This is a genomic window from Marinagarivorans cellulosilyticus, assembly GCF_021655555.1.
In the GTDB taxonomy this organism is placed as follows: domain Bacteria; phylum Pseudomonadota; class Gammaproteobacteria; order Pseudomonadales; family Cellvibrionaceae; genus Marinagarivorans; species Marinagarivorans cellulosilyticus.
This window is the reverse complement of sequence record NZ_AP023086.1, coordinates 4,984,685-4,997,604: the sequence shown is the minus strand read 5'-3', so window position 1 is coordinate 4,997,604 and position 12,920 is coordinate 4,984,685. Positions and strand designations below refer to the sequence as shown.

Here is a 12,920-nt window from a genome sequence, read left to right as displayed (position 1 = left end):
AATAGCTCCCCAGGTATATCGGTAAATGTAGTTTTATTGTCGGTACTTATATTTGCGATACTTATATTTCCGGTGCTTAAATAATTGTTACTAATGTTGGACGAATGAAGAATTCAAATCGAACCCATTGTAAAAATTAAAATAGAGGTTCGATCTTGGTCGTTCTATTATTGCTAAGTAATTAATGCATGCCGAGGCAGCGTGTCAATGTCATTAACTTAAGGCAAGTAAGCGGTAGGCGGTGACTTTTCAGGACCCTCACGCGCTGGGAGCGCGTGCGGAGCGCCCATGGATTGGCTTGAGCGAGTCCAGAAAAATTGTCGGCTGCCGCTAAGTTAATGGCGTTGGGCAGTGTGTAGGTGGGGGAGTGGGTAATTAATGTCCAAAAAAACCAACAGAAGGAATATTCTAATAAACGCTGAATATTCCTTCTGTTGGTTGTAACTTTAGTGCGGTTTAGTCGTTTTTAATGATTTTGATCTATAAGAGGTCTATTTAGTTGAGTGTCGTTGTCCAATTATTTGTTATAGCGGTAGTTTGTAAGAGCTAATTACTTTTACATCGCCATTAGATTCTGCTGTGTAAATCGCATCGCCATTGTTGCTAACTGCAATATTCATAACGCCAGTAAAGTCTGCATCCGCGAGTTTACCATCTGTGCTTATATTGCTAGGTGTCCCCGCGAAGACTTCGAAATTACCAGAGCCATCTATTTTGAAAATTTGGTTGAAGTTGGAGCTAGGCGCATAAATAAAGCCGCCGTGAAATACTATGTGGTTGGTGTTCGAGGTTGTGCCAGCGCTATTCGTTAGGGTAGTTAAAGTACTGGGTTCATCATTGACTATTTTAGTGATAGTACCTCTGTTCCAGTTAGAGACATAAACAGCACCATTGGAATCGTGGGTGATTCCGGCAATGCAAGAATTGGTTGATTCATTAATAACAATGCTTTTTAGCTGATTGCCGTCTTTGTCGTACTTAACAACATTGTTGCCTGTGAAGTTTATTCCGCACATGGCCACGTAGTAACCATCATCTGTAATGGTTACGCTGTTAGGGTAGTTTGCGTTAGACACCCAATTTTCGACGGTTCCATTGGTGCTTTTTTTGTAAATAGAGCGGTCTCCCCAGTTGGCGATGAAGAGATTGTCATTAGAATCAAAATCCATCCCAAGCCCGCTATATCCGCCTAATGATTCTGACATTTGTTCGCCAGAAAGCGATAGCCGGGTTAATGTATTGCCGCCCAATAGTATGTCTCCGGCGGGTGTTACGCCCATGCCATCAACGGCGCGCCCAACGTTATTCAGGGTTGAAACATAGGAATATTTTTCATCGCTAGGGCTGAGAGAGATATATTCTCCATTATTCTTGGCAACGTATAATTTCTTCGAGTCTGTTGTAATTGCAATTGCGCCGCCAAGGTTATCCAAAGAGCCGCTAGGTAATTCAAGTAGCGATGGTATTATTTCTTCGATTTCGTCATTGATTGTATTGGTGCGGTAGATCCTTCTGGGTGAACCCGCTGTGACATAGACATAGTCCGAAGCATAAGCTAATTGATTAATGCCGTTGTTGACGACACTTGGAATTCTTCCAATAGTGCTAAGCGTATCTTGATTATCAATTTTGTAGATAATACCTGTGTTCCAGCTGCCCGCGTAAAGATTGTCATGCTGGTCAAAAGTAAGGCCAATTACACCATTAGTTTCCGTTTTTGTGGTGACGACTTGTTGCATGCCAGAGTCTTCTGAATACTTTACGATGGATGCATGCGAACTATCATTAAATTGAGAAATATAGATCTCACCAAGGCTATTTATTGCCAACCCTGCAGGGTTGGCAATATTACTGATTAAGACGTGCGTGTCACCTGTATTGCTATACTTAATTATCTGATTGCCTACAAAATCGGCGACGTAAAGGTCCCCGGTAGGATTATAGGCAAAGCCAACAATACCTTCTGAACTATCGAGATCAATTGCCGTTTGTTCAGCACCAGTTTGATAAAGGTAATTTAATCCACCTGAAGATACAATATCGCCACTGGGCGAGATAATGATGTGGTCTGCCCTAGGTTGCCCTGTATCGCCTAAATTCTCGGTTTTACGCCAATACGATAATGCCACATCTTGAGGGTAAAATTCGACGTAATCGATTCCTATTGGCTCCGTTCCCATGTTGCTAACAGTAACCTTGTCGTTTAAGCCTATCGTAATATTAGTTTCTAGAATCGTAGGCGTTATTGATTCGCCAATAGCTAATTCTTTTATTTTGATATCGTTAATAGCAATGCTGATTTCGCCGATGCTATTGCTAGTATAGGAAATCCTTATAGATTTTGATGTTGGTACATTATTAATTTCTATTCCATTATTTTCCCCTGCATCGACAATAGCAATTTTAGAGGCTGACGCCATTTTATCTATTGCAAATGAGGAGCTGCCGAGTAAATCAGAAAACTCTGCTTCGTACCTTGTGCCAATAAGATCTTGAGTTTCATCCGGCTCTGATGAATTTGAAAGGCTAGATCGGCTGGATGCAGAGAGCGTATCAGTGGTTGTTTGCGTGGGCGTTGTTGAATTTGAACTTCCACAGCCACTAATGAGTAATACTGCTGTGGAGAGTAAATATATTGAAGCTTGTCTGAATATCATAAAGTTTTCACTATAGTTGTTAAAGGTGTTTTGTTTAACGTGTATTTCTATAGCGATAAGACGAATGTAATATCTATTTCGAACCGAATTAAAATTCTAAATTAGCATAAATGACGATGGTGCGCGGTGAGGCATAGCTTGATGAAAACCCACTTGGACCGTAGTAGCCTTCGCGTATATATGTTCTTTTGTCGTTGTTGGTAATATTTCGTGCAGATAGCATAAATGAGAGTGGGCCGCGCATAGGTGTCCACTCTATATTTGCGTTTAAATTTACTTGCCCGTCTTGTTTGGATAATGACCTAATTGTGAATTCTTCATGCTCTGGTTGAGTGATGGTTGCATTTTCTCTGTTATAGATGTCTAAATAATAATCATCGTACGCGCTAATTTCTAACGTACTTTCAAAGCGATGCTGTAAATACTCAAATGCATGAATGTGGCGCAAGGTGGCAGTCCATTTGGGCGCATACGGTAGTTGGTTGCCGTCTAGTTGTTTTACGCCTGCGGAGGCTTTATCTGGGTCATTACTTGGCGGATTCCAGTCGTTATTATCTGGGAATATTGAGTCAACTCGTTCAACCGAGCCAATTCTTGTATATAGATAAGCCGCGGACAAATCGAGTTGGCTATTGTCAGATATCATATATGTATTTTGCCATTCAAGGCCGCGGGTAACTGCCGAAATCTCGTCATCATCCCCCCATGGTACAAGCATATTTTTGTGAATATTATTAAACGCGGTTAGTTGGAATGTGAAGGTTTTGCTAAGTAGATCTCCAATTAGGCTTGCTTCAAAATTTTGGCTGCTTTGCCAAGCGTCGCTAATTTGGTGGTCGCTTTCTGGTCTTGCGCCTTTGCTGTAACTCACGTTACTACTAAGCGTAGGTGATAGCGCTAGGTCTATGCCCATTCTATAGCTAATAGGCTTACTTTTTACTTTTATGCCATCAAAAGTAAATGCGCTACAAGGGTTGCCATCAATATTGATAATCTCATCATTTACGTCAATATTGTAAAGCGCTGATGTGTAGTATGGGTTATTGATAGATAGGCTATTCTTTTTGGGGCTGTACAGGTTTTGGTTGCAAAAACCGACTCTTCCCGGGGAAGCACTAATGGTATTAGTTGTAGCGCGTAATTCTGCGAATAATTGAGTCGCGCTCGAAATGTTGCGGCCTAGCAGCATATAGGCATCATATATATCGTTGTCTTTATAGGAGTTGATTAACACAAAACCCGTAGCATTTGCTGGTTGGTTGGGCGGTTGTTGATAGGTGTCGTTACTTGTAATGCTGAAGTGATGGGTAGTTTCAGCTCGAAAGCCTATTAACCAATAGTTTTTTGTTGCACTAGATGCCGGATAAATTTCTAAATTGTGACTGCGTTTAACGGATTCGTATTTTTCTGTTCGAAATTCTTGAAAGGTATCGCCCCTGCCAAAGTCTACATCGAGTGTATAGTGGCGTGAAAACTGTGATTGGTTGTAGCTGTATGAAAACGCAGTTTTGGTATTATTGTACTGAATGTTTATCCCGCTTATTGTGAGCGAGCTGTTATTATCCACATCGGAATCTGTTACGACGGCACGCTCATATTTTTCAATATAAAAGGGATCTAAAAATGCGGTTGGGTCACTGGTATTTTTATGCTTATCGTAAAACGCAGATATAGTCGTAGTATTTGTTGGGTTTAGGCGTGCAGACAAACGCAAGGCGTGTCGTTTAAGGTTGTCTTGGTCTTCGTTATTGGCCGCTTTAATAAAATCGAAGCTATTACGATTTTCTAACGGATAATTCGAAATGTTTCTCGTGTATCCATCGTGTGCATCGTAGGCGCCCGCCAAACGTAACGCGAATGAATCACCATAGGGGATATTGCTTATAAACTGTGCGGAACGAGTATTGTAAGTGCCAGCGCCATATTGAAATGTAGTGGAAGGTATACTGTACTGTGCTTTTTTTGAGATTACGTTGATATTGCCAGCAGCGGAGCCACGCCCTTGGCCAGAAATGTTCGGTGTAGGTTGAATCTCTATTTCATCTAGATCTAACAGAAAAAGTGTGTCGGTTTCGCCTGGCGAAAGATAGGCGCCGTTATAGTGTAGCGTTACCGGCGTGGTAGTTTCCTCTATAGTACCAAAGCTTTTTATGCCGCGGATGCCTAGGTTGGTCATCCCCTCTCCATCGGAAACCGGTGTAAAGTTGGGTGTAATTGCGCCAATCTTTCCCAATGAATTTAATTGGTACTTCTCCAGCATTTTATTATCAAATGTTGTAGCAGCCTTGGTGGGCGTAGATGGCTTTGATGCAAAGGGAAATCCATACACAAAAACTTCATCAATATGGCGTATGGGGGAAGTTATTGTCGGTGTATCACGTGGTGGCTCTGGTGTTGTGATTTTTTCACGTATTACATAGCCGCCATTGTTTTGGGGGATTGCTATAAGTCTATTGTTGCTAAGCATTTGAAGTAAAGCATCGTCTACCTCAAAGTCACCGATAATACTTTTGGATTCTAAATGTTTAATTTTTTCGGGGCGGGCAATAATTATAATATTAGTACGTAAAGAGAATGCAATTAAGGCTTGATCCAGCGATTGCTTTGGGATATTAAAATACAGTGTATTCTCTTTGGCTATAGCGTCAAAGTCTGTAAGTAATGTAAATGCTAAAAGTAATACAATGCTTATTGTTTTTTTCACGGTATATATTTCTTAGGTCTTGCTTTCATGCTTTTCCAAGATAACAATTCGACCATTAGGCTCTAAGTACACATTAATCGGAAGCAGTTGTTCTAGCATTGTTACCATTTCATTAATTTGGTCTGCTCTAAATGTTGCTGTCACTCGCAGCTTGGCCAAGGAGCTATCGCCTAGAATAATTGCTCCGTTATGAAATCGCCGCGCATCACTCATTACCTCGTCCAATGTGGCATCCACATACACTAGTCGCCCTTCGCGCCAGCTAGCAATATTTTTTAACTCTACTTCATTTATTACGAATTTTTTAGCGGGTGATTTTGAACTGATTGAAACGCTTTGGCCGGCTATAATTCTTGTGCTTTTTGCTGAGAATGTATGGGCTTTTACGATACCTTCTGCAACGGTTACTGTGGCTTTATCGCCTTGTTTTTTTACGTCAAAGGCTGTGCCAACAACGGAAATATTAAGTGGGCCAGATATCACCTCAAAGGGGACTTTTCTATTATATTGATCAATAATGGTATTAACGTCAAAGTAAGCTTGGCCGGAATAAAGTGTAACCACACGACGCTTGCCATCAAAAGCATATTGTATGTGTGTTTTTCCACTTAGCTCGATATGGCTTCCGTCAGGTAGCGTTATGCGACTAGTTTCAGATATAGCGGTTTGGTAGTGAACCACATTCTTATTCGGCGCCTGAATGGTAGCAACAGCAAATATTCCGCCGCATGCTGCAGCTGCCCCTAAGAAAAGCGCCATTCTGCGGGAAAGAAAGTGTTTTCTTTTTTGGGGGGCTAAGTTGGGCGTTTCCAGCGGTATTAATGGCGCGGTGCGGGCCTCTTGCTCTGGTAGGCTATGCCATAGTGTAATTAGCTCTTGATAGGCTTTGCGATGGGATTCTTTAACAGAGCACCATTTTTCGAAGGCAAGTATTTCTGCTTTAGAGGGGCTGGCGAGGTATATCAGTGCAAACCAATCACTCGCTTGCTCATTAATATTTTCCCGATGTTGCGATAACTCATCCATTTAATACTCCTCCAATGGTTGATTATCCATGGCGTGTTTAATATCGAGCAGTGCGCGCGAAATATGTTTGCGTACTGCAGCTTCAGAAATGCCAGCACCCTTAGCGATATCAACATTACTCATGTGTTCGAAGCGGCTTAATTGCAAAAAGTGCCTGCGTTTTTCGGGCATAGCTTGCATCGCTTTTTGCATTGTGTGCAGTGCTTGGCGTGCTGTGTGAATGCGCGCGGGGTCGTTAAGCTGGTCGTCGTCACTATCTTCGGCGGCGCTGGTGTGGTTGCATGGGTGTGCGCTGTGTTGTTGCCGGCGCAATAGGTCTAGCGCTTGGTTGCTGGCCATTTTGAATAAATAGGCTCTGGGGTTGCCAATAGCTTGATCACGCGCAATGGATGTATATTTGGCAAAGGCTTGCTGCACGATATCCTCTGCTTGAACGCGCTCTAGGGCGAACTTTAGGCTCACATGGCGCAGAAGCTCTTCCTTGTGCTCAAGGTAGAGTTGGCTCAGTTTGTGGTTTGATATTTCCATTCGCGCGCTTCTTGGTGGTGTGGGTGGCTTGCCGCCTACCTGTGTCCCTATATAACGTATGAACTCGTAAGATCGAACCTTTAGGGTGCATCATACCGTGTATATATCAATATTGAGGTGCTGCAAGAGGCACTTATGCAATTTAGATATTAGTGAATGCTAATTTAGGTATTGCTAATTTATTTACATTAGCTAATACTAATGTAAACGGAAAGAGGAAGCCCTATGGCAGACGAAGACATATCACTCGAGCAACTTGCCGTGCATGCAGGCGAGGCGGTAACGCTGTTAAAAGAGTTAGCAAATACCCATCGCTTAATGATTTGTTGCAGCTTGGTTGCGGGTGAGCTTTCGGTAATGGAAATTAACGAGCGCTTGCCCTTAAGCCAATCGGCACTGTCGCAGCATTTAGCGCGTTTGCGTACGGCAAATATTGTAGTTACCCGTAAAGCATCGCAAACAGTGTTTTACCGCCTAGCCGATGAAAAAGTACTGCAAATTATATCTACCCTAAAAAACATTTATTGCCCCTAATCGAGGTACATATGACACATACAAAAACATCAGCCAGTGAGTTTTCAAAAATAGCGCACAGTGCAACAGTAGTAGATTTACGCACAGCCGCAGAAGTACAAACAGAATACCTAGATAATTGTTTGTGCTTGCCAGTACAAGAGCTTAGCGATGCAAAATTTAATGCAATGCTCGATGATAAAGGCCATAAGAATGAGCCGGTTTATTTGTTGTGCCAAAGCGGTAAACGTGCCGAAATTGCCGTTGAAAAATTACAAGGCAAGACAGGCCGGCCGCTAGTAATTATAGAGGGCGGTTTAAATGCGCTAAAAGCCAGCGGTCTAGCGGTTAAAAGTGGTTCCGGTAAAGCAATCAGTTTAGAGCGGCAAGTTCGGATAGCCGCAGGCGCGTTGGTTGTTGTCGGTGTTATTTTGGGTACTTGGATTACGCCATATGGTTATGGCATCTCGGCCTTTGTAGGCGCGGGGTTAATGTTTGCAGGCATTACCGATACTTGCGGCATGGCAATGTGTTTGGCGCGCATGCCTTGGAATAAAGCACGCGCCTAAAAAATCGGAGTACAGTAATGGCACCCTTTATAGGATTAGTGATTGGTATTGTTTTGGGCTTAACCGGCGCCGGTGGTTCTGTACTGGCAGTGCCGATGCTAATGCTATTCGTGGGTATTAGCGCTACCGATGCCATGGGCTTAGCACTTGGCGCTGTGGCAGCTAGTGCGGCATATGGTGTGATTTTACAGCGCAAAAATGTGCTTTGGTTGCCCGCCTTAGCGCTTGCAGTTGGCGGCATGGTAATGGCGCCACTGGGTAAAGTTGTCGCGTTAATGCTAGATGAGCTTTATTTATTATTGGCGTTTAGCGCTTTAGCGATTTTTATTGCGGTAAAAATGTGGCGTCAAGCTACGCTTTCTCCCGAATATACGCGTTTTGTGCGTGCAGGCCAAGCAGTAGAAGAAAGCTCGCCATTACTATGCCGCTTAAGTGCTACTGGGCAGTTCCAGTTAAAGCCGCGCTGTATTTCTGGTTTATTGGTGGCGGGGTTGGGCATTGGTTTCGCGTCGGGGCTATTAGGTGTTGGCGGTGGATTTTTAATTATCCCAGTATTGTTATTCTTAAGTTCCATATCAATGAGACGTGCTGTAGCGAGTTCTTTATTTGCCATCGCACTTATTAGCAGCTCAGGCTTTATTAGCCATCTACTTTTAAAGGGGTTACCGGCGCAGCTGCCGTTAATTCCTGTTTTGTCAGCTAGCCTTGTGGGCATGTTATTTAGCCAGTGGCTTAGTCGCTATATTGCTGGGCCAGCTTTGCAAAAAACATTTGCTACTGTGCTGGTTGTCGTTTCATTGTTTACTGTTATACAAGCATTGTATTAAGCATTATGCGGTATTGCAGTGGTAAAAAAGGCGGCGTTACTATCGTCTAAAAAATTTCAGAATTAGAAGTGTCCGTTGTATTTTTATAGGAGTCTAAAGCATGTTATTTCGTCAGTTATTTGATCACGCGAGCTATACTTACACCTACTTATTAGCGGATGAATCTTCTGCGCAAGCTGTACTTATAGACCCTGTCGTTGAAAAAACAGATGACTATTTGCGTCTAATTTCAGAATTGGGTTTAAATTTAAAGGCTGTTTTAGATACCCACACCCATGCAGATCACGTATCTGCCATGGGCGCGCTTAGAGAAAAAACGCAATGTTTAACCTTGTTGGGCGAGCAATCCCGTAGCGAATGTGTAAGCCAAATGTTCCACGATGGAGAAGTAGTCAATATCGGGCAGCTAAAAATTACCGCGATACATACGCCAGGGCATACAGATGATTCCTATAGCTTTGTGGTAAAAGACGGCGGCAAAACTTTATTGTTTACCGGCGATACACTATTAATACGCGGCTCCGGCCGCACCGACTTCCAACAAGGCGATGCATTACAGCAATACCACAGCATTTTTAATAAGCTGCTGGCCTACGGGGATGATGCAATTATTTACCCTGGCCACGACTATAAAGGTTGGGCCACAAGCACGGTAGGCGAAGAAAAGCGCAATAACCCTCGATTACAAGTAACTAATGCGCAGCAGTACGCCGATATTATGAATAACCTTAACTTGCCAAACCCTAAGCTAATGGATGTTGCAGTGCCGGCGAATCAGCGGTGTGGGAAATTGGTTTAGCCTAGGCCTCAAGTTGTGTTTAAGGCTTCTAAGGTGGCAGCGGGGACTATAACCAAGTTACCAAAATAGTACAAAGTAGCCGCGCGCTGTAGTCCTCAAAATTACAGCCGAGCATAATGAGCTGCATCACTGCTGATCGTAAGCCTTTGAACAATTTTGTGATACGAGTATGCTCGGCCGATATTTTTTTACTTACTGTCCTTATAGAAATGCGCAATTCGCATTTTCTTTAATGCCGGCTCAATTTCAGGGTCATACCCGCTTACGCCTCGCTGCTCGAGCAAACTGTACCAAGGCAACTCTTTAGTGCTGGCCTCTAGGCGACCAACCAGCTCATCGACTGAGCCAATGATTTTCCCTGGGTTGCCGACAACGATCGAATCGGGTGGAACTGTCTTTGCGACAACAGCGCCAGCACCGATGATAGCATTGGGGCCTATCGTTACCCCTGGTAATATAATTGCACCATGCCCGATATAGACATTATCACGAATATCGATCTTGCCAACGCGGTCTAGTATTTTGTTGTAGGCACGGTTAAGGCAGCTAATTGAGCCATCGTGCCCAAATATACTGCAATTAGATAGTTGAACATTATTGCCAATCCTAACGTATTGGGTGTCTGTGATATTTGTGTAGGTCTTGATTGAACAGTCTGTTCCAATGCTATAGTAGTTGCCCCATTTTCGCAGATAATTTGCATATTCAAACCCATTCGGCTTGCAAACCTTCAAGTACAAGCCTTTAAACTTTCCAGTTTTCCATGCAATTTTTTTAACGATGAGAGAGAGTATGGACATAAGTAGACCCGTTGATGGTGTGAATGTATTTATCTGCGCTTAGTATTGCATAATCCCAGCGACGTTACATATAGTTACCGTGTTTCAGTAGTCCGAGTTTGATTGTATTGTTCATTGCAGTAATCAGTTTGATGTTTGTCAGCTAGGGGGGCTTACTTATCGTGATAATGCGTGCATTTGTCCGATGGCATAGTTCACCACAACCGAGTGTACTGAGTTAAAGTGCTCTGTAATAGCTATAATGCGGGTAGCCCTAGCCGGGCGAGGGTTGTGTGGTGCTGCGAGTGAGTTGTATTCAAGTATTGCGAAAACGCACTAAAAATTTTCACGATCCTGAAATTAAACCATTCTCCTATACGGGGTCATGAATAAATATAGTAGCTGCCCGCTCTAATTTTCTCCAGTTCTTAGCCTTTACGTCCGCCACGCTATCATATGAATACATTTAATGGGTTTTTAAGTAATTGCCATTTTTATTCATAAAATGTGCTGCGTAAAGAGTAGTCTTGATTATTAAGGGGTTAAATATTGGGTTATGCTAACGCTTGCTGCGAACCATTCACGACGCAGTAGGTCACACCGCGACAACTTTTGATTATCGTATAGAAAGGATACTTATGGCCCGCCCAATCAATCGCCGCGTACTGGCAACGGTATGTGTTTTTATGACCCTCGGCGTAATTATTGTCACATCTGTTTTAATGTTCTTTAAGGGCTACAGCAATAAGGTTGCATTGGTGCACACCGTAGTGGGCTTCTCCTTTTTAGCGTTAGCGGTTTGGCATTTGTTTAATAATTTCAAAGCTATCAAAAGCTACTTGTCGCCAAGCTCATTCTTATCTTCGTCAAAGTACGGTTACTCCCCTGTGGTCGCGTTAGCCTTTAGCATTGGCTTGTTGGTATTCTCGATTATTGAAATTCAACCGTTTAAGCGGTTTCACCAGTGGGGGCTTTCAATGAGGCTGTCTGATCAAAGCGAGGCATCCCAAGCGAGCACCTTAAGCTACGACATTATTGATAATTCGACTCCTGGGATGGGGCGTGAAATAAAAATAGATTTCAAAAAGGGGAGTAACTTCCATTGGCCTCAATACGCCATATGGGTGGAAAAGCCTGACGGATCATTTGTTCAGCCCTTATACGTAACCCGCAGCGTGGGTGATAATACCTTTAAAAATACCGTTGCTCTAGCAGACTCAACAACGGTTTTTAAGTCTAACCCCTTTAGCCAAGATGACTTCAAGTTTGAAAGCACTTTTACTGAAAGTTATGATGAAAATGCTAAAAACAATCGATATCGCCCTGAATCGTTGCCGGTTTTTCTACATAAAACAAATCGTAAAAATTTATCTAATTCGGCAGTTAATGGGGAGCAAGTGCAATCACTAGATGGTTATACTGGGGCTACACTGTTTAATAATTATATTGTCTCTCAAAATATTAAAGACACCAAATCACAACGCTATACAATTTTTCTAGAGATCAATCAATCTTTTGATTACAACAAATACTATGCCAGCGATAGCTTTCCCGATGACCCCGTTTACTCGGGTAATGGTTTTAGCGCGCAACCATCTCTTATTTATTCTGTAGAAATAGATTTTTCATCCGCTACTAAAATTTACCCAATGTCACTGGCCGGGCATGGTCATCATTCTGGAAAGACTGGTGAGATTTATTCGGATGTAGGCAATCTAACCACAGCGTTAAATATCGTTGATCGCATTATTGTGGATATCCGTTAGTGGTATGTGATGTCACTTTTCGATGGGAATAAATAATATTCATTGGAAGGTCGTCGATAAGTGAATGCCCTGCAGTGGCCGTGCTGGGCATTCATGGCGCTATTGACTGTGCACAATTAACCAAAGTAATCGGGCTGGTTACCTTCTTTCCATTTTATATTGCAGCCCATCGAGGGGACTTGATTCTCGGGCACGGGCTTACCTTCGGCAATTAAATCCAGTGCTTCACATAAATCTTTTCCTGTGGCGGGTGTTTTATCTGAATCGTAATTGCCCGACGAAATGCGGTGTGGGCGGGTATCGTCGAACTGGCCGCGATAGGCGAGTTTTTTGTCGGCATCGAATACGTAAATGTCGGGTGTACATGCTGCGCTGTAGGCCTTAGCCACCGTTTGGTCTTCATCCCATAAATAAGGAAAACTGTAGCCTTGTTTTTCTTTTTCTACTTTCATCATGTCGAATGAATCGGCGGGGTAGCCTTCGGTGTCGTTGCTGCTAATGGCGACAAAAGCAATGCCTTTGGTTTGATATTCTTTAGCGATTTTTGCCAGTGCGGGGGCAATATGAATTACATAGGGGCAGTGGTTGCAGATGAAGAAAACGGCTAAGCCCTTTGCATCAGAAAAATCATTTAAGCTGACGGAGCCACCATCGGTTGATGGTAGTGTAAAGTCGGGAGCAGCGCTTTGTAACGCCATCATGGTAGATTCAGTTAATGCCATGGGTAAACCTATTTTATGGATTAATGGTGA

Annotated in this window: 11 protein-coding genes; 5 read left to right on the top strand and 6 right to left on the bottom strand. The window is 42.9% G+C overall.

Annotated features, from left to right (window positions below):
* Window positions 1–524: 524 nt before the first annotated feature.
* From MARGE09_RS20315 to MARGE09_RS20300, 4 genes are all read right to left on the bottom strand, one after another.
* Window positions 525–2,657, bottom strand: coding sequence for an NHL repeat-containing protein (locus MARGE09_RS20315; protein ID WP_236984962.1), 2,133 nt, complete (start codon window positions 2,655–2,657; stop codon window positions 525–527).
* 88 nt (window positions 2,658–2,745) lie between these two features.
* Window positions 2,746–5,361, bottom strand: coding sequence for a TonB-dependent receptor (locus tag MARGE09_RS20310; RefSeq protein ID WP_236984961.1), 2,616 nt, complete (start codon window positions 5,359–5,361; stop codon window positions 2,746–2,748).
* A gap of 12 nt (window positions 5,362–5,373) precedes the next feature.
* On the bottom strand, window positions 5,374–6,387 hold the full coding sequence (locus MARGE09_RS20305) for a FecR family protein (protein ID WP_236984960.1): 1,014 nt from the start codon (window positions 6,385–6,387) through the stop codon (window positions 5,374–5,376).
* Window positions 6,388–6,915, bottom strand: coding sequence for an RNA polymerase sigma factor (locus MARGE09_RS20300; RefSeq protein WP_236984959.1), 528 nt, complete (start codon window positions 6,913–6,915; stop codon window positions 6,388–6,390).
* Window positions 6,916–7,140: 225 nt separating this feature from the next.
* Between MARGE09_RS20300 and MARGE09_RS20295 the strand changes: the two genes are divergently transcribed.
* The 4 genes from MARGE09_RS20295 to MARGE09_RS20280 all read left to right on the top strand — a co-directional run bounded on the left by MARGE09_RS20295 (window position 7,141) and on the right by MARGE09_RS20280 (window position 9,623).
* Window positions 7,141–7,449 carry an ArsR/SmtB family transcription factor gene (locus MARGE09_RS20295; protein WP_236984958.1) on the top strand — a complete coding sequence of 103 codons (309 nt, stop codon included), beginning with the start codon at window positions 7,141–7,143 and terminating at the stop codon, window positions 7,447–7,449.
* Between the two features lie 11 nt (window positions 7,450–7,460).
* Window positions 7,461–7,997, top strand: a complete 537-nt coding sequence (locus MARGE09_RS20290; RefSeq protein ID WP_236984957.1) for a rhodanese-like domain-containing protein — start codon at window positions 7,461–7,463, stop codon at window positions 7,995–7,997.
* Window positions 7,998–8,014: 17 nt separating this feature from the next.
* Window positions 8,015–8,824, top strand: a complete 810-nt coding sequence (locus tag MARGE09_RS20285) for a sulfite exporter TauE/SafE family protein (protein ID WP_236984956.1) — start codon at window positions 8,015–8,017, stop codon at window positions 8,822–8,824.
* 100 nt (window positions 8,825–8,924) lie between these two features.
* On the top strand, window positions 8,925–9,623 hold the full coding sequence (locus MARGE09_RS20280) for an MBL fold metallo-hydrolase (RefSeq protein WP_236984955.1): 699 nt from the start codon (window positions 8,925–8,927) through the stop codon (window positions 9,621–9,623).
* A gap of 188 nt (window positions 9,624–9,811) precedes the next feature.
* Here MARGE09_RS20280 and MARGE09_RS21665 read toward each other — a convergent pair whose 3' ends face one another.
* A complete protein-coding gene (locus MARGE09_RS21665; protein WP_275068737.1) occupies window positions 9,812–10,423 on the bottom strand; it encodes an acyltransferase in 612 nt (203 codons plus the stop codon).
* 617 nt (window positions 10,424–11,040) lie between these two features.
* Between MARGE09_RS21665 and MARGE09_RS20270 the strand changes: the two genes are divergently transcribed.
* Complete coding sequence (locus MARGE09_RS20270; RefSeq protein ID WP_236984954.1) at window positions 11,041–12,168, top strand: phosphoethanolamine transferase CptA; 1,128 nt, start codon at window positions 11,041–11,043, stop codon at window positions 12,166–12,168.
* Window positions 12,169–12,284: 116 nt separating this feature from the next.
* Here MARGE09_RS20270 and MARGE09_RS20265 read toward each other — a convergent pair whose 3' ends face one another.
* On the bottom strand, window positions 12,285–12,890 hold the full coding sequence (locus MARGE09_RS20265) for a thioredoxin family protein (protein WP_236984953.1): 606 nt from the start codon (window positions 12,888–12,890) through the stop codon (window positions 12,285–12,287).
* Window positions 12,891–12,920: the final 30 nt, after the last annotated feature.